Origin of the sequence: Sulfurimonas sp. CVO (assembly GCF_009883775.1) — a bacterium.
Classification (GTDB): domain Bacteria; phylum Campylobacterota; class Campylobacteria; order Campylobacterales; family Sulfurimonadaceae; genus Sulfurimonas; species Sulfurimonas xiamenensis.
Genome location: NZ_CP033720.1, coordinates 278,968 through 298,448, shown reverse-complemented (window position 1 = coordinate 298,448; position 19,481 = coordinate 278,968). Strand labels below are relative to the sequence as shown.

Here is a 19,481-nt window from a genome sequence, read left to right as displayed (position 1 = left end):
TATTTATGAAATATTTTTTATTCTCTTATCCTTGTATCATGGAAGTGACATTAAATGCGATAAAAGCGAGTGAATAAGCTACTAAAGATGTAAAAGCCAAAAGGTAAAAAAAGTATTTTATTCCTCCAGCTTCACGAGTAAATACAACTGAAGCTGCTAAACACGGCAAATATATCATAACCACAACAATAAATGCGACCGCAGATGGAAAAGAGATATTTTTAGAAATGATATCTTTTAACGATCTGCTCTCTTCATCCACATCAGCGCCTAAAGCATACAAAACTCCAAGAGTTGAAACAACAACCTCTTTTGCAGCAAGCCCTGTTTGAAGCGCTACACTCAACTTCCAGTCAAATCCAAGTGGAGCAAAAACAGGCTCTGAAAATTTACCGATTTGTCCTAAATAACTCTGTTCTAAATTTTCTTCTAAAAATTTATTACTAAAATGCTGTTTTTCTTCTTTATTGATAGCATTTTCAATTTTTAAAGCATATCTCTCTTCAAGCTCTGCATTGTGAGGATAATTACTTAAAAACCATATAAGGATAGAAGCTGCAGCAATAAAAGTACCTGCTTTTTTCAAGTACATCAATGTTTTTGTGACAACTGTATGCCAAATCAGCTTAAGCGAAGGCAATCTGTATTTTGGCATCTCCATAACAAAAGGTTCATCTACACCTTTAAATGCTGTCATTTTTAATATTTTTGCAGCAAAAAGCCCTAGCATAGCTCCAGTAATATAAATTCCAAAAAGAACATTTCCAGCCATTGATTCGGAAAAAAATGCACCTGCAAAAAGCACATACACAGGAAGTCTGGCACCGCAGCTCATAAATCCAATGATAAAGAGCGTTAAAAGTCTGTCTCGGTCATTTTTTAAAATTCTTGCACTCATATAAGCAGGTATGGAACAGCCAAAACCAGTTACAAGCGGTATAAATGACTGCCCGTGAAGGCCGAATTTATGGAAAAATCCATCAAGCAAAAACGCAACTCTTGACATATAACCTGTACTCTCTAAAAGTGCAATTCCCATAAAAAGAATAGCAATATTTGGAACAAACAGCACAACGGCACCTACACCCGCAATAATACCATCAACGACAAGAGATCGAACAGCATCATTGGCTATTGTAGCACCTACTGCATCTCCAAACCATCCAAAAAAGCCGTCAATCCACTCCATAGGAATAGAGCCGATTTCAAATGTAAGCTGAAAAAGAGCCCACATAAAAAATAAAAATATTGGAATTCCAAAAAATTGATGTATTAACAAAGAGTCGATTTTATCAGTAACAGTTTTTTTATAAGGCTCTTTTTCTTGTTTTAAAACCTCAGCAACTACCCCTTTGTTAAACGAAGCATACTCCTCGGCAAAAGCTTCTCTTATATCATCGCTGTTATGATGCAGCTCTATATGCTTGGATGCTTCTATCAAAATAGGCTGAAGTTCTGTCCAAATTGGGTTGTCATGAATTTTTATATATGTTTTTTTATTGTTTTTTAAAAGATTAATTGCAACATTTCTATAAGAATTCGCGGCATCGTACTTATGTTTTTTTAAATACTCAACTATAACAGATATCTCCTCCTCAACTGCTTCGCTAAAAACAAGTTTTGTATCATGTTTTGGTGCTTCATGCTGTACAATAAGAGCTTCGAGAAGATCAGCGATTCCCTCTTTTGTTACAGCTGAAACTTTTACACATGGTATGCCTAAAAGCTGAGACATAAATTCATTATCTATTTCAATCCCCTCTTTTAGAGCTTCATCACTCATATTAAGCGCAATAACTATATTTTTATTCATGCTCATAAGTTCAGATGTCAATTGAAGATTTTTTTCCAGATTTGTAGAATCTACTACATTTATTATTAAATCATAACTCTCTGCACAAAGATAGTCATGAGTAACACGCTCTTCTATTGTATAATCTGTAAATGCATATGTTCCTGGAAGGTCTACAATAGTAAAGTGATAATCCTTATAATCAAAAAGAACTTCTGATTTTTCAACTGTCACACCAGTAAAATTCCCCACATGCAGCTTTGCATTTGATATAGAATTGATAAGCATACTTTTACCGACATTTGGCTGACCGACCAATGCAACCCTTATATGTTTTGCCGTTAAAGGACAAACCTTTATATCTTTACTCATATTTTTGCACCTCTATTAAATCTGCTTCTTTAGCACGAAGAGCTATGCTCATTTTGCCTACTTTTATCTCCATAGTACTTTTTGCCGGAGCATAGCCTAAAACTTCAATAACAGCATTTTTCATGATTCCAAAAGATATCAGCCTCTGTTTCAACTCTGAAACACCATTGAGCTTAACAACTTTTACAATACAAGCTTTTTTGCAATCACTTAATTTTTTTGTTTTATTAGACATATTTTCTTCTTATCTTTTTATTAATGATAATAAATATCATGTTAAATATCGGTTAAATTAAAAACGATATGCAGCCATCAACTCAAACCTATCCCAATCATTTTCTGTTTTTAGCACATTTTCTTTATCTTTTTGATTTACAAAAATAGCGCGGAGCGAGCATCTGTCTTTAATCAAGCTATATTCAATACCTATATTTTGTTCTACGATATGAGCCTTATTGCTATCAAAATCGCCATAAGCATACATAAACATCAAATTATTTATCTCATAACCTATGCTTCCCACTAATGCTTCTGCTTTATCATTATATGTTATTTCATCCAAAATCATCGTATCCATATTTGTGAAAAGTGTTCCGCCTCCAAATCCGCTAAAACTCTCTTTATTCGCTTTTTTTTCAGCTTTATTATAAGCTGCCCCTAAAATCAAACCATGTGCCGAAAATTCTGCAGACGCGCCATAAATATCAGCTTTTGTGCCACTGCTGCTTATCTCTTTTTCATTTAGATATTGAAAAGCTCCTGAAATAAAGATGTCACTATCTATTTCATAATTTAAAGCTATATCAAAATAAGCAGCATTTGTAAGTTTTGTTATATTATAATACCATGCATTCGCTTCTATAATCCCATCACTGTACATTATACCGCCAAACCATGTTCCATCTTCTCCTGTTTTTATCCATTCATCATCTAGACCTTTGTCAACACCCTGCCATTTTTGAAGATTTCCTGCTATAAAATTAAAATTGGAAACCTGATAGGTTGCAATGTAAGCCTCAAAAGTATTTGCTATCATTCTAATATCATCACTGTCAGCTAAAGGAGTGTCAATCAATTGACGGCCTGCACGAAAATTAAAACTATCATAACTATAATTGAGATACGCTTCACTAAGAATTGTATATTTGCCTTCTGATGAGGAGAGTTCAGGATTTTGTTTTACACCCTCCCCCCCTGTTGCAAAATTTATATCATGAGATATTGAAAAAGCTGCAGCAGCACTCAAACCTTTTAAAGTTGCTAATTCATATTTTAAATAACCGCCAAGCGCAGTAGCATATATATCATTTTCACCTGCTTGTTTTTTATTGTATCCTGCGTACATAGATCTTATTTCACCCGACATTCTGCCATTTTCAAACATTTCACCTATATTTGAAATCTCGTTTTGTGCAATATTTACATTTTCATTAGCTACAGCTATAGCACATGATGTCAAAGCACAAGCCGTAAAAATATTTTTTCTTAAATTATTCATAAAGACTCTTTTCTAATTTATATTTAACTTAGAAATGATAATCAATATCAACTTATAGAATTATTAATATTTTTATTTTTCTTAAATTTTATAAATAATGCGCTTTCGTAAATTTTGGTATAATTTTATATATTTTAATTAGGCTATATTATGAAATTTTTATTTACAGACACATCTCATTTTAACCTGGCAAATTTGTTTACTTTTGTAAATATTACAGCAGGACTTTTAGCTACTTATTTTATTACTCAAAACAATTTTTTTGCAGCTGTTATTTTGGCATGGGTGGGTGGAGCTTTTGATATATTTGACGGCAAAATTGCCAGAAAGTATCATCTCTCAAATGAGTTTGGAGTACAGCTAGATAGTTTTGCAGATTTTTTAAGTTTTGTTCTTGTTCCGGTATTTTTAATTTTTCAAGCTGTTTATAACAGCAGTTTTTCTGGTTTATGGGTTGCCATTGCCGGAGCAGTAAGCATATACTATGTAATATCAGGACTTAGAAGACTTATACAATTTAACATAAATGCAGATGCAGGGGAAGTTGAGAAATTTTTTACAGGCGTTCCTACTCCCCTTGGTGCAATTTTACTTTGGTTTGTCTATTTAGGAGCAGCGTATGGATTTATATCGCCTTACATTGTACTTATAGCTATGGTACTTATCGGATGGAGTCTTAATTCCAAAATCAAAGTACCGCACCCCTAATGACTATTTACTATTTAACGCATACTTTCCGCTTCCAAGCGTAAATATCAAAATTGACATAATAAGATATAAAAAAGGAAGTTCAAAAACCGGTGCGCCATGCTTGCCTAATGAAAATAGTGAATTTCCATATGCTAAAAAGATAGCAAACATCATATTCAGCGCCAAAACCAAAGATGCTGCTCGAACATAGGCTCCAAGCAGTATAAAAATAGGTACTATTATCTCACCTACATATACACCGTAAGCAAAAAATTCTGGAAATCCCGCGCTTGTTGTTAAATGTTTTACCCCGCTTATGCCGTTAATAATCTTCTCAAGTCCGTGAAAAAGCATCATAATACTAACAGTCAGTCTTAAAATTAATTTTGCAATATCATTTGTCATTTTTTTTCCTCTCTAAATTTACAGTTGCCAACCATTATAGTTTTGCCTTTTTTTATAACTTCTTTTACATAATCAAGAGTACCTTTTGGATCAGCATTTCCAACCTCCTCTTCTATTATCTTTAAAAGATCATCTTCATTTGTTGTTCTCCATGTTTTTTCATAATTGTATTGAGTTTGTATTTGCATTTATAAATTATCTCCTTTGTTTGTCATATTTATATTTTTATAATAATATCTAAAAATTAAAAACTATGTAACTTCTCCTTAATTACTTAAAATAATGATTAAATATAAATTTATTTTATTGTATTTTTCTACACAATATAAACTTAACTAATTTCAAATATAATTTATTTAAATTAAAAACAAAATATATTTGGGTATAATTCGCTAAATATTTTAGGGGAAGGTGCCTTGTCATTAATGACATGCTTGTATCAGCTCCTATCTAAAGGAAAACGATGCAAGAAAATGCACAAACAAAAACAGAAGAAAAAGCGATCACATTTGATGATCTAGGATTAAAAAAAGAGATACTTCGCAGTATCAAGGATGCTGGATTTACGATTCCAAGTCCTATTCAAGCAGCTGCAATACCGTTCGTACTAGCAGGTCGCGATATAGTAGGTCAAGCACACACAGGAACAGGTAAAACAGCGGCTTTCGGTCTTCCTGCACTAAACAACATAGACACAAAAGACGGCGTAGGCATACTTGTTATCACTCCGACTCGTGAACTTGCAACCCAAGTCAGTGACGAGCTCTTTAAATACGGAAGAAATATAGGTGCCAGAACAGTAACAGTTTACGGCGGCAGCTCATACAACAGACAAATCGACCTTATCCAAAGAGGTGCGAGCGTTGTTGTTGCTACTCCGGGAAGACTTCTTGACATTCTTAAGAAGAACCTGTTAAAAGATTTTGCTCCTAGCATCGTCGTTCTTGATGAAGCAGATGAGATGCTTGATATGGGATTTTTAGATGATATTAACGAAATATTCTCTTATCTTCCTTCAAATCGTCAAACACTTCTCTTCTCAGCTACTATGCCAAAACCTATCAAACTTCTTGCTGAGAGAATCTTGGATAATCCTGAGTTTATTAGTATCACACAGGGTGAAACAACAAATACAGACATCAACCAAGAGTACTATGTAATTGAAGAGTCTGAGAGAGATGATGCAATTATTCGCCTTATGGATTCTGAAGATTGTAAAAAAGCGGTTGTTTTTTGTAGAACAAAAAGCGAAGTTGACAGACTCTCAAATGTTCTCTCAAATGCGGGATATTTGGCAAACGGCTTACATGGAGATATGGAGCAGCGTCAGCGTGAAACTGTAATAAAAGGTTTTAAAAACAATAATGTCAATGTTTTGGTTGCTACTGATGTTGCCGCTCGCGGTATCCATGTAGATAACATCTCGCATGTATTTAACTACCATATTCCATTTGACCCTGAATCTTATGTTCATAGAATCGGGCGAACAGGGCGTGCAGGAACAAAAGGTAAAGCGATCACACTTTTGACTCCGCTAGAATTTAAAGAGCTTCAGCGTATTAAGACAAAAATCGGAACCACTATGACTCACGCATTTGTTCCAAGCAAAAATGATTTAAGAGCAAATAATCTAAAATCTATTGTTACAAATATAGAAGATCAAAAAATTTATGATGAAGCACATCAGGTTCTTGATCTGTTAAAACAAGATATAGATGAAGAGACTATTATGTTTAAACTTGTATCTATGATTTTAGACAAACAAACAATAGCCGGTCCAAACACTATCGGTATTCCAGCTGATAAATTAGCTGCAATACTAGAGAGAGCAGGCAACAGAAAAGATACAAGAGGCAAAAGCGGCAGTCGTGGAGGCTTTCGTGGAAACAGAAGTCGTTCAGGCGGCAGTAGTGAGAGAAGTCGTTCAGGAGAAAAAAGCCGTTCAGGTGGTGGATACAGAGGCAGTAATTCTAGCGCAGAGAGAAGCCGTTCAGGCAGCGATAACAGAAACCGCAATAGAAACAGAGATTAAGAATCTTTTTTTAAAAACCTCAAACCCGAAACTAATTTCGGGTTTTTTCACCCTATACTCTTCAACTTTCACAAAAACGATATAATTACTCAAAAAGAAAAAATATGACTATTTACGAAGATAATGATTTTTTTATTGAAACAGAAAAAAGCGAAATTCCATGGCTTAAAATCTTTACAAAGGAGCCCTATATAGAGTTAGGGGACCTTCCAAAAGATTTAAGAAGCAGACTATGGGAAGTTTATGACATAATAGAGTTTGAGATGAGAAAATATTACAATCCAACAAAAATCAATATGGCATCTTTTGCGAATATGCTTCCTCGTGTTCACATACATGTAATGGCAAGATTTGAAAATGACAGTTATTTTCCAAATCCAATGTGGGGAGAAAAACTAAGAGAAGCTGATTTAAATCTTCCTGACATAGAAGAATTTTATAAAAAAGTTATAAATGCTTTAATAAATAAACAAGAGAAGTTATCGTAAAGTAATAGTAATAATTAATGGAGGAATAAAATGAAAAGAGTGGCTTTTTGTTTACTGATAGTAACGGCACTTGCAAGTGCTGAAAATAAAGATTATTTCAGTTTTAATGCTGGAAATACAGAACTTAGAATGGAATCATCAACAGAAAAAACAAGGGTTGATGACACACAATACTCTTTTACACTGGGTCATTATTATGATAATTCTCGTGTATCTGCAAGATATACTTATGTTGACAGCGGTGATGACAATTTTGATTCTAATCATCAACTTTCTCTTGCTTATGATTTTATATTACCGATAATTGAGGATACATTTTCTCTTTATGCAGGACCGGTAGCTGGATATTCTCGTATTAAAGGTGATGGAATCAATCTAAGCGGTTTTCATTATGGCGGTCAAGCAGGTGCAATAGTTGGAGTAGTTGAAAACATTGAGGTAGAAGCAGGTTATCGTTTTTTAATGGAAAGAGGAAATAATCATGGCATAGACGCTGAATATAGTAAAACATGGTATGCAGGGATAAATATACTCTTCTAGCAAATCTTTCTTCTTTGCTTGATTTTATTTAAAATCAAGCAAAATATTTAAAACAGCTTTTATTTTCTCAATGGCGAAAATGGTACAAGAGCTGATCCCCAAGTAAGCCCACCGCCAAAAGCATCTAAGAGCATTAACTCGCCTGCTTTAAGTGTTCCGTTTTCATAAATTTCATTTATTGCCATAGGTATGGAAGCGCCTGATGTATTTCCATACTTTTCAACTGTAATAACTATCTGTTCATCTTTTAACTTTAAAGCATCGCCGACAGCTTTTATAATTCTATAATTTGCTTGATGGGGTACAAAATGTTTAATATCAGAACCTTGGATATTATTTTCATTTAATATATCAACAACATCTTTTGTTAAAGTTTTAACGGCAACTTTGAAAGTTTCATTTCCTTTCATTTGCATAAAGCAGCTTGATGCTTCTTGCTCTAATGAGTCATGAGCAGAACCGCTCCCGCCATTTGGAGTCATAAGCAAATCTGCAAATCTACCATCAGCTCCGGTATGAATATCTATAATCGCCTCTTCTTTATTGTCTGTTGCGCTTATTATTGCTGCACCTGCACCATCACCAAAAAGGATACATGTACCTCTATCTTTATAATCAGTTATTGCAGAGAGTTTTTCAGCACCGACTATAAGAATATTTTTTTTCATGCCCGACTCTATAAAAGCTTTTGCTATTGACAAAATATATACAAACCCTGTACATGCCGCAGAAATATCAAATGCAGTAACATTTTCAAGACCCAATTTTGTGGAAATTATTGTAGCAGTAGAAGGCATACAAAAATAGTCAGGTGAAATTGTTGCACATACAATCATATCAATTTCACTCTTATCTATGCCGCTTCTCTCAATTGCTTTTTGTGCAGCTTTAACACCCATATCACTTGTAAATTCATCATTTGCAGCGATACGCCTCTCTTTTATGCCTGTTCTTTTTGTTATCCACTCATCTGATGTATCGACCATCTTCGACAAATCTTCATTTGAGAGTATCTTACTAGGAGCGTAACCTCCTATAGAACGAAATGCAGCATATGCCATTAAATTTCCTTGTTTTTTAGTGCTTCTAAGCGTTGAACAATATGTTCATTTACACCTGTATCAACATAATTAATTGCTTGAAAAATTGCATTTTTAATAGCTTTTGGATTACTCTTGCCATGTCCCACAATTACACAGCCCTGGATTCCTATAAGCGGAGCGCCGCCTACCTCTGCATAATCCATCTGTTTTTTAAGCAATTTAAAGACTTTTCTCATTAAAAGTGCTCCTGTAATAGCTATTGGAGATTTTCTAATATACTCTTTGATTAAACCGCTTATAGTTGAAGCCACACCTTCTGATGCTTTTAAAACCAAATTCCCCACAAAACCGTCACATACTATAACATCACAGCTTGCGTTGAAAATATCATTTCCTTCTACATTGCCTTTAAAGCCTTTATAACCTTCAAGCAGTTTAAATGCTGCTTTTGTAACATCATTTCCTTTGCTCTTCTCTTCTCCATTTGCCAAAAGCCCAATTGATGGAACTTCAATACCAAACATATCCTCAGCATAACAGCCGCCCATTACGGCAAATTGCAACAGATGTTCAGCTTTTGAATCTACATTAGCTCCAACATCCAGTAAAACTGATGATTTACGAGAATTTTTTGTCGGCATAAATGTTACTAATGCAGGTCTTAAAACACCTTTTAATCGTCCCAGTCTAAGAGTTGCCAAAGTCATTGTAGCCCCACTGTGTCCGGCAGAGACGACTCCCTGAGCTTCACCATTTTTTACTAATTCAATAGCTTTATAAATTGTGCTCTCTTTTCTTTTTACTGCATCAGTTGCAGCATCGTCCATAGATATGACATCATCAGCTTCTACTATAGAAATCTTATCTCTATAACGCTTTGGTAACAGAGGTAAAATTTCTGATTTTTTACCTACAAAAATAGGAACAAACTGTTTCTTTTTAAGAGCTTGTAAACAACCTTCTACAATTGGCTTAGGACCGAAGTCCCCGCCCATTGCATCAACAGCAATCTTTATCATTTGCTATTTATACTCACCAGTCGTTGGGTTAATGTGGTGTGGAAGCTTGTATGTTCCATCTTTATCCTTAATTGGACGAGCTAAAGATATTTTATAGTGAGTTCTTCTTTTCGCTGAGCGTGAATGAGAAACTCTTCTTTTTGGTACTGCCATATTATTTTCCTTTCATTTTTTGTTTATTTAAAAAGCAATATAAGCAAAAAGCTCATTTTACTACTTTTGCCTCTGTGGCACTAATGTTTACTCTTTTAGCAGAGAAAACACGCATTGTCTAAAATATTTCTTGTTCAGAAATAATATTTTCACACTTTTCACATCTATGATAATCACTTTTGATAAGCTCAATTTCTGAGTTCATAAGCTCTTCTAAATCTACAGTAGAATTTAATGATTCTACAATATCTAATAAAAGGGTATCTTCACTGTTTTTATAAATGCCGTCTGAAATAAAAAATTCTATATCTTCATTCACATTTAAATTAAACTTATCAGCACAAACATCACAATCTGTGTCAATATTACCACTTAATTTTGCTTTTAACAAAATTAATTTATTGGCATGATACTGTAAATAACCTTTAAAAGTTATTTTATCAGATTTAACTTCAAAGTGCAGCGGTGTATTGCTTACTTTTCGTAATACTATTTTCATAAAGGGAATTTAACTCTCTTTATTTAAATGTTTTTTTATCAATTAAGAAATTTCTCTCTCAGAGAAAAAGAAAGCTATTTCAATAGCTGCATTTTCAGCAGAGTCACTTCCATGAACAGCATTAGCATCTATATTTTCAGCAAAATCTGCGCGAATTGTTCCAGCTTCAGCCTCTTTAGGGTTTGTTGCACCCATAAGATTACGGTTTTTTATTACTGCATTTTCACCCTCAAGAACTGAAACAACTACTGGACCGCTAATCATAAAATCAACTAGATCACCAAAAAAAGGTCTCTCAGAGTGAACTGCGTAAAAAGCTTCCGCATCTGCACGAGAAAGTTGTATTTTTCTTGTTGCTGCTATTTTTAGACCATTGCTCTCAAAACGATCTAAAATCTTACCGATAACACCTTTAGCAACGGCATCTGGTTTTATTATTGATAGTGTGCGTTCCATCAAATCTCCTGTTAAATATATAAAATTAAGATGGAATTATACCTAAAAAGTATCTATTTTTAATTAAAATAAAAAATTTATTGAAAAGTTTGGATAAAAGAAGAGAAAATAGCGCAAAGTGTTATAACACTTTGCGCTATTTAGAAAAAGATTATTCTACTACAGCTTTGCCGATTCCACGCATATCATCTGTAATATCTTCACGGTGTGCTGGACTCTCACCAACAGCATCCCAAGTAATACATCCTTCAGTTGGACACGCAGTAGCACATGCCGGTTCGTCATGATAACCAACACACTCTACACATTTATTTCCGTATACATAGTATGTTTCTTCACCCGTTGGATTATCATCTTCATCTACAATTGCTTCTACCGGGCACTCATCTATACAAGCACCACAGTTAATACATGTATCACCAATAATTACTGCCATTAGGATTCTCCTAGTTTTAATTTCGAAGTAAGTTTAACAGAAGATTTTTAAAGATAGCTAAAAAATCTTCTTTAAAGGTGTAATAATTCGTTTTTGTTACACTTTTTGCATTAAAATATTTTTATAAAATTATATTTTTGATAATAATTATTATCAAATTTTTAAATAATTTTTTATATCTTCAACTCTATCTGTTTTTTCCCAAGTAAAATCTTCATCTTCTCTTCCAAAATGACCATATGTAGCTGTTTTTCTAAAAATCGGTCGTAAAAGATTTAGTGATTTTATAATTCCTTTAGGAGAGAGATCAAAAAGTTCTTTAACGCATGCTTCAATTTTTTTCTCTTGAACCTTTGCTGTATTATGAGTATCTACCATAATAGAAACCGGTTGAACAACACCTATCGCATAAGCGATTTGCAGAGTCACTTTATCACAGGCACCCGCTGCAACCAGGTTTTTAGCTACATGGCGGCACGCATAAGCAGCACTCCTATCTACTTTGGTCGGATCTTTTCCGCTAAATGCGCCTCCGCCATGAGGGCAGCTTCCACCGTATGTGTCAACTATGATTTTTCTGCCGGTTAGCCCTGCATCGCCTTGAGGACCGCCAATAACAAATTTTCCGGTTGGATTAATATGAAATATAGTTTTATCACTCATAAGCTTTGCAGGAATGACATATTTTATTACTTCATTTATCACATCTTCATGTATCTTCTCTTGGGAGATATCAGGAGCATGTTGAGTGGAAACTACTACCGTATCAACAAAAACAGGTTTATCTCCTATATATTTAATACTGATTTGTGCTTTACCGTCAGGACGAAGATATGGGATAATTCCCTCTTTGCGAACCTCAGCCAATCTTTGAGTCAATCGGTGCGCTAAATATATAGGAAGAGGCATAAGCACATCGGTTTCACGGCAAGCATATCCAAACATAAGACCTTGATCACCAGCTCCTATCTCACCCCCTTCTTGGTCAACACCTTGACTAATATCAGGCGACTGCTCTCCGACAGCATTTAAAACAGCTGCGGAGCGATAATCAAAACCATATGTTGCATCCGTATAACCAATCTCTTGGACAACCTTACGGGCAATATCTTGCATCGGTGCATATGTCGTTGTCTTCAGTTCGCCTGCTATTATACAAAATCCATTTGATACCAATGTCTCACACGCAACATGTGCGGAAGTATCTCTCTCAATAATATAATCCAGAATTGCATCGCTGATTTGATCTGCCATCTTATCAGGGTGCCCTTCTGTTACAGACTCTGAAGTGAAAATATACTCTTTAAGAGCATTTGCTTCTTTTGTCATCGATTTTCCTTATTGAAATATAGAGTCAAGCTCTATAAATCATCGAAAGTATATCGAAATTTGATTCAATCTTAAGTTATATGACAATTTAAAATTATTGAATTTTTATTAACAAACTTTCTGTTACAATATTGTCAAATTAATAAAAATTAAGGATTTAATATGTTAGTAACAAACCCGGCTCCAGACTTTACAGCAACAGCAGTTTTAGCTGATGGCTCAATAGTTGAAAATTTCAAATTATCTGAAAATTTTGGTGAAAAAGGTACAGTACTTTTCTTTTACCCGTTAGATTTTACTTTTGTCTGTCCATCTGAAATTATTGCATTTTCACACAGAATTGATGAATTTAAAAGTCGTGGCGTAAATGTTATCGGCGTTTCCGTAGACAGCCAATTTTCACACTTTGCATGGAGAGAGACTCCTGTTGAAAAAGGTGGCATAGGCAGAATCAAGTACCCGCTTGTTGCAGACTTGACAAAGCAAATTTCTAAAGATTATGATGTACTTTTTGGCGATTCTGTAGCACTTCGCGGATCATTTTTGATTGACGGTAAAGGTATAGTTCGTCATGCTGTAATCAATGATCTCCCTCTTGGAAGAAACATAGATGAGATGATTCGTATGGTTGATACTATGCAGTTTACTGACGAGCATGGCGAAGTTTGTCCAGCAGGATGGCAAAAAGGCGATGAAGGTATGAAAGCTTCAACTGAAGGCGTTGCAGAGTATTTAGCGAAAAACAGCGAAAAATTATAAGTTTTTTTAGACAGTATGTAAAAAATATACATACTGTTTTTTTTATTGTAAAATAGTTTTATGAAACTATTTTTTACAATACTGTTTTTTCTTACGACAATCATAGCCAGTGAGACGAAAGAGTTTCGAGTCGGTATCTATAACAACCCTCCAAAAATATTTTTAGATGTAAACGATAAACCTTCGGGATTTTTTGTTGATATTTTAGATGAGATTGCAAGCAAAGAGAAGTGGCATCTTAAATATGTAAAGTGTGAATGGCGGGAGTGCCTTTTGATGCTTGAAGAGGGTAAGATCGATATAATGCCCGATGTCGCCTACACAAAAGAGAGAGAAAAACACTTTAAATTTAACAAAGAGATTATTCTCTCTAACTGGTCAGTTGTTTTCACAAATAAAAAAAATGAAATCTCCTCCATACTTGATCTTAATAGCAAAAAAACAGCCCTGCTTGAACACAGTATTCAACAAGAACAGATTCAAGAAACATTTAAACTCTTTGGACTAAAACCGATCTTTATTTTAACTAAAAATTATGAAGAGGCTTTCTCTTTGGTTCAAAGCGGTGCGGTTGATGCTGCCGTTGTCAACAAACATTTTGGAGAACTTCAAAAAGATAGATATAACCTCAAAGAGACGCCCATACTCTTAAACCCTGCGGCTATAAAATTTGCTCTTACGAATGCAATTGATACTCGCCAAATTGCGGACAAAATAGATTTACACATTAAAGAGCTTAAAGAGAACAGGGAGTCTCTTTATTACAAATCCATTCAAAAGTGGTTAAGCACAAAAGAGGTTTTCAATATTCCGACTTGGTTAAAAGTTGTTTTTGTAATAGCAATAGCGTTCCTAATAATTTTGACTGGGGCAGTTGCTTTTTTTAGATATATGCTAAATTTAAAAACTAAAGAAGTTATTGAAAAATCTGAAAAATTACATAAACAAGAAGAACAAAAAATAAAAGATTATGAAAATTTTGTTTATGCACTGGTCTCCATGATTGAACAGAGAGACTCATATACGGCAGGGCACTCCCAAAGAGTTGCAAAATATTCACTTCTTATAGCAAAAGAGATGGGATATAGCATGCAAGAGTGCGAACTTCTTTTTAAAGCGGCAACTCTGCATGACATCGGGAAAATTGCGACACCGGATTCTATTTTGCTAAAGCCGGATAAACTATCCAAACTGGAATATAACCTTATTAAAGAGCATGTAAATGTCGGCGTAAAAATGCTTAAAAATATTCCTATGTTTAAAGGTATATCGCACATTATTAAGTACCATCATGAGAAGTATAACGGAAGCGGCTATCCTGACGGTCTTTCAGGCAACGATATACCCGAACTCTCAAGAATCATGATGGTTGCCGATGCATTTGATGCCATGACAACAAACAGAATATACAAACATAAAAAGAGTGTAAACGACGCTCTAGCAGAACTTAAATCTCTAAGTAAAATTCATTATCATCCCGAAGTTGTAGATGCTGCAATCAAGGCTCTTTCATGCACAAAAATAACCGATGATTTCAACCAAACTCCCATAACGGAAATTGAGCAGCAGCGGTTTGCCTACTTCTATAAAGATGCCGTTACCGAGTTGTATAATGTAAAATATTTAGAAACAACCCTGATAAATAACAATGATACTTTAAAATATAAAAAATCAATAGTTATATCCTTACATAAATTTGATATATATAACAAAAAACATGGCTGGGACAAAGGAGATGAAACACTTAAAAATTTTGCAAAACTTCTTTACACTCTTTTTACAGAGAGTCTAATATTTAGGATAAGAGCAAATGATTTTATTATTCTGCTTCAAAATGAGCTTAACAAAAGCTCTCTAATTCAAGAAGAAATTAAAAATTTCACAGAAAAAGCAGAGATTGAGTTTGATTTTAATATTTACGATTTAAAAGCCGATAAAATTCATTCATATAGTGATCTAAAAAAATTTATATAGTTTTACTAAACTCTAAAGCCTTTTTGTTTACAAAAACTATATCTCTCCACTGCCTTTTTGGAGCGATAAGATTTAATCTTTTTGGGTTTGAACTTCTTGAAATTGCTACATAAAACTGCGAAGGCGCAAAGATTTCATTTGTTTCTATAATCAAATCTTCTATGCTCATTCCCTGTGATTTGTGTATAGTAATAGCGTAAGCGAGTTTTATGGGATATTGGTAAATACTAAAGATATTCTCTTCAACTATCTCTTTTTTTCCTTCAATATTTTTCTCCTTCCATACACTTTTACTTTGAGCAATCGCTTCAAGTTTTACAACAACGGCATTACTTTTTTGAACATATACAAAATCACTCTCTATCTTTATCACAATTGCGCGTTCACCGTTAAAATAGTTCCAGGCATTTCTTGTAAAGAGCACAGGAACACCTACCTTTAACTCCAACTCTTTTTCTATTCTAGCATCATTTATAAAACGCTCTATCTCTGCATCTTTTGTACTTTTTACATGCTTAATTATTTGAGCATCTTTTTTATGCAACTCACCATCTACAAACTCTAACTGGTTTCTATTATGAATCGATGCAGAAATATTTTTACCAAATAAAAAGGTAAACTCACTCAAATCTTCAGGCAAAGGTTTTATAAACTCATTAAGTGAATTATGCACTCTCTCATCTACAAAACCGCTCCTCACTTTTGCCAAAAGTTCTATAAAATCTTTATCATCTGTTCTGTAAATATGTCTTAATTCAACTGTTTTAAACTTAAATGTTTCCCACAAGAGAGATTCAAATGCAAATTTAACCTCTTCAAAACCTCTTACAACAGGAGGAAGTTGCAAAAAATCGCCAACAACCAAAAGTGAACCTTTAAACTCACTTTGCTGCAGTCTAAGGTGTATCATATCTAAAAGAGCATCACTAACCATAGAGATCTCATCTATTACTATCAAATCCATACTGGAGATTAGCTTCTTGACTTTTTTACTAAGTTCCAGCTTACCGTTGCGCTCTAACTCTTTTAAATTGCCTGCTATTGCCAGATCGAAAAAACTATGCAGTGTCTGACCGTTTATTAGCGTTGCAGCCATTCCGGTCGAAGCAAGTTTTGCAACTTTTTTTGCTTCATTTTCATAATAGTTTATAATATTTTTTGTAATAGTAGTCTTTCCGACTCCTGCCCCACCTGTTAAAAACACATTCTGTTTTGATTCTAATTTTTCAATAATATCTTTTAAATAATTCATAAAAAATTATACAATAATATAAAAAAGTTTATAATGACTTTGAAAATACTCTTAATCTTATCTGTTTTTCACTCTCTAAAAGTACAAAAACAGAAATACATATTACAAATATAAGAATTAAATCAAAGAGTTCTAAAGAGTTAGTTGCAAAAACTTTTTGTAAAAATCCAACATATGTTATAGCTATTTGTGCAACAACTATTATAGATATTGCGCTCCAAACAACTCTGTTTGCCAATATATCTTTTAATTTTAAATCAATGATATTTAAATTTCTAATATATAAAAGATGAAAAATCTCTAAAAAAACCAAAACATTTAACGCCAAAGTTCTTGCATACTCTATAGTTGCTCCGCTCTGCACTGCATAATAGTAAGCACCAAAGACACCTATTAAAAACAAAAATGTAACATAAATAATATGCCAGATAAGATCTCTGCTAAGAAGTGGTTCATCAATAGCTCTTGGACTTCTTTTCATGATATTTTTATCTTCATCTTCAAACGCCAGTGCTATTCCTAAAGTAATCGCTGTTATCATATTTGCCCAAAGTATTTGGATGGGAGTGATTGGCATAACCATTCCAAAAAATATAGCAACTATGATAACCGAAGCTTCAGCAGCGTTTGTAGGCAGTGTCCAGCTTATAACCTTTTTTATATTGTCATAAACTTTTCTTCCTTCTTTGATTGCACTTACAATTGAAGCAAAATTATCATCCGTCAAAACAAATTCACTTGATTCTTTTGCAGCCTCCGTACCGCTTTTACCCATAGCTATACCAACATTTGCTCTCTTTAGCGCGGGAGCATCATTTACACCATCACCCGTCATGGCTACAATCTTTGAATGCGCCTGAAAAGCTTTGACAAGTCGTAACTTATGCTCAGGCGTAGTTCTGGCAAATATATCAGTTTGTAAAACTGCGCTCTGTAACTCCTTGTCACTCATCTTTTCTATATCTGCCCCGCTTAAAACATTTTCACAATTTTTAAGTCCTATAGTTCTTCCTATTGCAGTTGCAGTTAAAAGATGATCTCCCGTTATCATTTTTACATCTATATCTGCACTGTAACACTCTTTTAGTGCCTCTATTGCTTCTGGACGCGGGGGATCTATAAGTCCAAAAAGTGAAACTAAAATTAGCTCATCTTTTAAATCAGCAAAATCAAGTGCTGATTTATCATGTGACACTTTTTTATAAGCAAGCGCTAAAACTCTCTGCCCCTCAGAAGCCAACTCCTTTGCTTTATCTTCCCAGTAAGCGGTGTTTATCTCTTTTTTGCTGTTTTTATCTATATACTCATAATGACACATTTTTATAATGATTTCAGCCGCCCCTTTGATAACAATTAGCGACTCGCCCTCATGGCTATGATTTAGCGTTGCCATAAATTTATGTTTTGAATCAAAAGGGATCATATCATCTCGTTTAAAAGCTCTTCTAACTTCATCTGCATCAAAACCTATTTTATGGGCAAATGTGATCAAGGCTCCCTCTGTAGGACTTCCCTCTATCTTCCAAGACTCTTCCTCTTTTTTTAACAAAGTATCGCTGCACAAAAGCGATGCTTTTGCTAAAAATTTTAATGTTTCGTGTTTATTTATATCAACCTTGTCATTTTTTATATAAAAATTTCCAGTCGGCTCATATCCTGCACCGTCTATTTTAAAATCTTCCTTATATGTAACAACGCTGCTTACCATCATCTCATTTTGAGTAAGTGTCCCTGTTTTATCTGAACATATAATCGAAACAGATCCTATGGTCTCTATAGCGGGCAGCTGTCTTACAATTGCATTTCGCTTCGCCATAGCCTGTATGCCTACTGCAAGCGTTATAGTTAAAACAGCAGGCAGCCCCTCCGGAATTGCGGCAACAAAAAGACCAATAACTGCCATAAAAGCTTCATTAAAAGGCAACCCCTTTACAAAATGCCCTATTAAAAAAATAAGCAGAGAAAATGACAATATAAAAAAAGTCAAATATTTGGCAAATTTATCCATCTGTTCGACTAAAGGGGTAGTTAAAACTTCAACACTGCTAAGCATTTTGCTTATACGACCGAGTTCCGTGTTGTTTGCCGTAGCTATAACAACACCTTTAGCCTGTCCGCCAGCTATCGTAGTTCCGGCAAACACCATCGAAGATCTGTCTGCTATTATTGCATCAGAAGCAACTTTTTTTGAACTCTTCTCAACTGCAACAGACTCTCCAGTCAAAGGCGCTTCTTGTGCACTAAATCCGTGTGCTTCAAGCAATCTTATATCTGCTAAAACTCTATCGCCTGGCTTCATAAATACTATATCGCCAATAACTAAAGATTGACTGTCTATCTTTTGTTTACTCCCATCTCGAAGAACTGTTGCTTGAAATGCCAACATCTTTTTTATAGCATCCATCGCATTTTGGGCTCTGTTTTCTTGAATAAAACCGATAATGGCATTGATGACAACTACACTCAAAATAACAACTGTATCTATTGTATGATCAAGCAGAGCCGTAACAACTGCAGCAGCGAGCAGTACATAGATCAAAAGATTGTTAAACTGCATTAAAAAACGAACGATAAGACTCTTTTTTTTCTCTTCTTGAAGCTTATTTGGTCCATATTTTTTGAGTCTTGCCTCAGCCTCTTCACTGCTCAAGCCATCTTCTGAACTGTTAAGTTTATTTAAGACATCATTTTGATCTAAACTATGCCAGTTATTGATATTTTGCATTATAAACTCCAAATTTTTA

The 19,481-nt window shown here is 34.3% G+C and carries 20 protein-coding genes; 6 read left to right on the top strand and 14 right to left on the bottom strand.

All coding sequences use genetic code 11. The features are described 5' to 3' along the window. Positions 1–25 precede the first annotated feature (25 nt). From feoB to CVO_RS01515, 3 genes are read right to left on the bottom strand one after another with little or no spacing between them, the layout of a single operon-like run. Positions 26–2,164, bottom strand: a complete 2,139-nt coding sequence (gene feoB, locus CVO_RS01525) for a ferrous iron transport protein B (protein ID WP_159569620.1) — start codon at positions 2,162–2,164, stop codon at positions 26–28. After that, a complete protein-coding gene (locus CVO_RS01520; RefSeq protein ID WP_159569618.1) occupies positions 2,157–2,399 on the bottom strand; it encodes a FeoA family protein in 243 nt (80 codons plus the stop codon). Before CVO_RS01520 ends, feoB begins: the two co-directional genes overlap by 8 nt. Before the next feature lie 57 nt (positions 2,400–2,456). Next, on the bottom strand, positions 2,457–3,662 hold the full coding sequence (locus CVO_RS01515) for a hypothetical protein (protein WP_159569616.1): 1,206 nt from the start codon (positions 3,660–3,662) through the stop codon (positions 2,457–2,459). 150 nt (positions 3,663–3,812) lie between these two features. Between CVO_RS01515 and CVO_RS01510 the strand changes: the two genes are divergently transcribed. Beyond that, the gene (locus CVO_RS01510) at positions 3,813–4,370 is read left to right on the top strand and encodes a CDP-alcohol phosphatidyltransferase family protein (RefSeq protein ID WP_159569614.1); all 558 of its coding nucleotides are present in this window, start codon (positions 3,813–3,815) and stop codon (positions 4,368–4,370) included. A gap of 3 nt (positions 4,371–4,373) precedes the next feature. On the opposite strand, the gene CVO_RS01505 is transcribed toward CVO_RS01510, so the two are convergent. Both CVO_RS01505 and CVO_RS01500 read right to left on the bottom strand, forming a co-directional pair. Continuing rightward, positions 4,374–4,757 carry a DoxX family protein gene (locus tag CVO_RS01505; protein WP_159569612.1) on the bottom strand — a complete coding sequence of 128 codons (384 nt, stop codon included), beginning with the start codon at positions 4,755–4,757 and terminating at the stop codon, positions 4,374–4,376. Further along, positions 4,754–4,945, bottom strand: a complete 192-nt coding sequence (locus CVO_RS01500) for a hypothetical protein (RefSeq protein ID WP_152299932.1) — start codon at positions 4,943–4,945, stop codon at positions 4,754–4,756. The genes CVO_RS01505 and CVO_RS01500 overlap by 4 nt, the downstream gene beginning before the upstream one ends. A 275-nt stretch (positions 4,946–5,220) precedes the next feature. Here CVO_RS01500 and CVO_RS01495 point away from each other — a divergent pair, with 275 nt between their 5' ends. The 3 genes from CVO_RS01495 (at position 5,221) to CVO_RS01485 (ending at position 7,817) form a co-directional block, all read left to right on the top strand. Continuing rightward, complete coding sequence (locus CVO_RS01495) at positions 5,221–6,789, top strand: DEAD/DEAH box helicase (RefSeq protein ID WP_159569610.1); 1,569 nt, start codon at positions 5,221–5,223, stop codon at positions 6,787–6,789. A gap of 104 nt (positions 6,790–6,893) precedes the next feature. Beyond that, entirely contained in the window at positions 6,894–7,277 is a 384-nt protein-coding gene (locus CVO_RS01490; RefSeq protein ID WP_152299934.1) for an HIT family protein, read from the top strand. A 30-nt stretch (positions 7,278–7,307) separates the two neighbouring features. Next, on the top strand, positions 7,308–7,817 hold the full coding sequence (locus CVO_RS01485) for a hypothetical protein (RefSeq protein WP_152299935.1): 510 nt from the start codon (positions 7,308–7,310) through the stop codon (positions 7,815–7,817). Between the two features lie 59 nt (positions 7,818–7,876). Here the strand turns inward: CVO_RS01485 and CVO_RS01480 are convergent, their stop codons facing one another. The 7 genes from CVO_RS01480 to metK form a co-directional block, all read right to left on the bottom strand. Further along, positions 7,877–8,878: a beta-ketoacyl-ACP synthase III gene (locus CVO_RS01480; protein ID WP_159569608.1), complete on the bottom strand. Its 1,002-nt coding sequence runs from the start codon at positions 8,876–8,878 to the stop codon at positions 7,877–7,879. Continuing rightward, the gene (plsX, locus tag CVO_RS01475) at positions 8,878–9,879 is read right to left on the bottom strand and encodes a phosphate acyltransferase PlsX (RefSeq protein ID WP_152299937.1); all 1,002 of its coding nucleotides are present in this window, start codon (positions 9,877–9,879) and stop codon (positions 8,878–8,880) included. The genes CVO_RS01480 and plsX overlap by 1 nt, the downstream gene beginning before the upstream one ends. A 3-nt stretch (positions 9,880–9,882) precedes the next feature. Beyond that, a complete protein-coding gene (gene rpmF, locus CVO_RS01470) occupies positions 9,883–10,032 on the bottom strand; it encodes a 50S ribosomal protein L32 (RefSeq protein ID WP_152299938.1) in 150 nt (49 codons plus the stop codon). A 118-nt stretch (positions 10,033–10,150) separates the two neighbouring features. Continuing rightward, complete coding sequence (locus CVO_RS01465; RefSeq protein WP_159569606.1) at positions 10,151–10,531, bottom strand: hypothetical protein; 381 nt, start codon at positions 10,529–10,531, stop codon at positions 10,151–10,153. A gap of 42 nt (positions 10,532–10,573) precedes the next feature. Beyond that, complete coding sequence (gene ndk, locus CVO_RS01460; RefSeq protein WP_152299940.1) at positions 10,574–10,987, bottom strand: nucleoside-diphosphate kinase; 414 nt, start codon at positions 10,985–10,987, stop codon at positions 10,574–10,576. A 151-nt stretch (positions 10,988–11,138) separates the two neighbouring features. Next, positions 11,139–11,423 (bottom strand): 4Fe-4S dicluster domain-containing protein, encoded by a 285-nt coding sequence (locus tag CVO_RS01455; RefSeq protein ID WP_152299941.1) that lies wholly within the window; start codon positions 11,421–11,423, stop codon positions 11,139–11,141. Positions 11,424–11,576: 153 nt separating this feature from the next. Continuing rightward, positions 11,577–12,752 carry a methionine adenosyltransferase gene (metK, locus tag CVO_RS01450; RefSeq protein ID WP_152299942.1) on the bottom strand — a complete coding sequence of 392 codons (1,176 nt, stop codon included), beginning with the start codon at positions 12,750–12,752 and terminating at the stop codon, positions 11,577–11,579. Positions 12,753–12,914: 162 nt separating this feature from the next. On the opposite strand from metK, the gene CVO_RS01445 reads away from it, so the two are divergent. Continuing rightward, positions 12,915–13,511, top strand: coding sequence for a peroxiredoxin (locus tag CVO_RS01445; RefSeq protein WP_152299943.1), 597 nt, complete (start codon positions 12,915–12,917; stop codon positions 13,509–13,511). Between the two features lie 60 nt (positions 13,512–13,571). Beyond that, positions 13,572–15,485: an HD domain-containing phosphohydrolase gene (locus CVO_RS01440; RefSeq protein WP_159569604.1), complete on the top strand. Its 1,914-nt coding sequence runs from the start codon at positions 13,572–13,574 to the stop codon at positions 15,483–15,485. On the opposite strand, the gene CVO_RS01435 is transcribed toward CVO_RS01440, so the two are convergent. Both CVO_RS01435 and CVO_RS01430 read right to left on the bottom strand, forming a co-directional pair. Continuing rightward, a complete protein-coding gene (locus CVO_RS01435) occupies positions 15,478–16,737 on the bottom strand; it encodes an ATP-dependent DNA helicase (RefSeq protein WP_159569602.1) in 1,260 nt (419 codons plus the stop codon). The genes CVO_RS01440 and CVO_RS01435 overlap by 8 nt on opposite strands. 28 nt (positions 16,738–16,765) lie before the next feature. Beyond that, complete coding sequence (locus tag CVO_RS01430) at positions 16,766–19,462, bottom strand: cation-translocating P-type ATPase (RefSeq protein WP_159569600.1); 2,697 nt, start codon at positions 19,460–19,462, stop codon at positions 16,766–16,768. Between the last annotated feature and the right edge of the window lie 19 nt (positions 19,463–19,481).

Excerpts from the sequence above, each read along its gene's own strand:
- feoB (WP_159569620.1), bottom strand. The coding sequence starts at position 2,164 with ATGAGTAAAGATATAAAGGTTTGTCCTTTAACGGCAAAACATATAAGG.
- CVO_RS01520 (WP_159569618.1), bottom strand. The coding sequence starts at position 2,399 with ATGTCTAATAAAACAAAAAAATTAAGTGATTGCAAAAAAGCTTGTATT.
- CVO_RS01515 (WP_159569616.1), bottom strand. The coding sequence starts at position 3,662 with ATGAATAATTTAAGAAAAAATATTTTTACGGCTTGTGCTTTGACATCA.
- CVO_RS01510 (WP_159569614.1), top strand. The coding sequence starts at position 3,813 with ATGAAATTTTTATTTACAGACACATCTCATTTTAACCTGGCAAATTTG.
- CVO_RS01505 (WP_159569612.1), bottom strand. The coding sequence starts at position 4,757 with ATGACAAATGATATTGCAAAATTAATTTTAAGACTGACTGTTAGTATT.
- CVO_RS01500 (WP_152299932.1), bottom strand. The coding sequence starts at position 4,945 with ATGCAAATACAAACTCAATACAATTATGAAAAAACATGGAGAACAACA.
- CVO_RS01495 (WP_159569610.1), top strand. The coding sequence starts at position 5,221 with ATGCAAGAAAATGCACAAACAAAAACAGAAGAAAAAGCGATCACATTT.
- CVO_RS01490 (WP_152299934.1), top strand. The coding sequence starts at position 6,894 with ATGACTATTTACGAAGATAATGATTTTTTTATTGAAACAGAAAAAAGC.
- CVO_RS01485 (WP_152299935.1), top strand. The coding sequence starts at position 7,308 with ATGAAAAGAGTGGCTTTTTGTTTACTGATAGTAACGGCACTTGCAAGT.
- CVO_RS01480 (WP_159569608.1), bottom strand. The coding sequence starts at position 8,878 with ATGGCATATGCTGCATTTCGTTCTATAGGAGGTTACGCTCCTAGTAAG.
- plsX (WP_152299937.1), bottom strand. The coding sequence starts at position 9,879 with ATGATAAAGATTGCTGTTGATGCAATGGGCGGGGACTTCGGTCCTAAG.
- rpmF (WP_152299938.1), bottom strand. The coding sequence starts at position 10,032 with ATGGCAGTACCAAAAAGAAGAGTTTCTCATTCACGCTCAGCGAAAAGA.
- CVO_RS01465 (WP_159569606.1), bottom strand. The coding sequence starts at position 10,531 with ATGAAAATAGTATTACGAAAAGTAAGCAATACACCGCTGCACTTTGAA.
- ndk (WP_152299940.1), bottom strand. The coding sequence starts at position 10,987 with ATGGAACGCACACTATCAATAATAAAACCAGATGCCGTTGCTAAAGGT.
- CVO_RS01455 (WP_152299941.1), bottom strand. The coding sequence starts at position 11,423 with ATGGCAGTAATTATTGGTGATACATGTATTAACTGTGGTGCTTGTATA.
- metK (WP_152299942.1), bottom strand. The coding sequence starts at position 12,752 with ATGACAAAAGAAGCAAATGCTCTTAAAGAGTATATTTTCACTTCAGAG.
- CVO_RS01445 (WP_152299943.1), top strand. The coding sequence starts at position 12,915 with ATGTTAGTAACAAACCCGGCTCCAGACTTTACAGCAACAGCAGTTTTA.
- CVO_RS01440 (WP_159569604.1), top strand. The coding sequence starts at position 13,572 with ATGAAACTATTTTTTACAATACTGTTTTTTCTTACGACAATCATAGCC.
- CVO_RS01435 (WP_159569602.1), bottom strand. The coding sequence starts at position 16,737 with ATGAATTATTTAAAAGATATTATTGAAAAATTAGAATCAAAACAGAAT.
- CVO_RS01430 (WP_159569600.1), bottom strand. The coding sequence starts at position 19,462 with ATGCAAAATATCAATAACTGGCATAGTTTAGATCAAAATGATGTCTTA.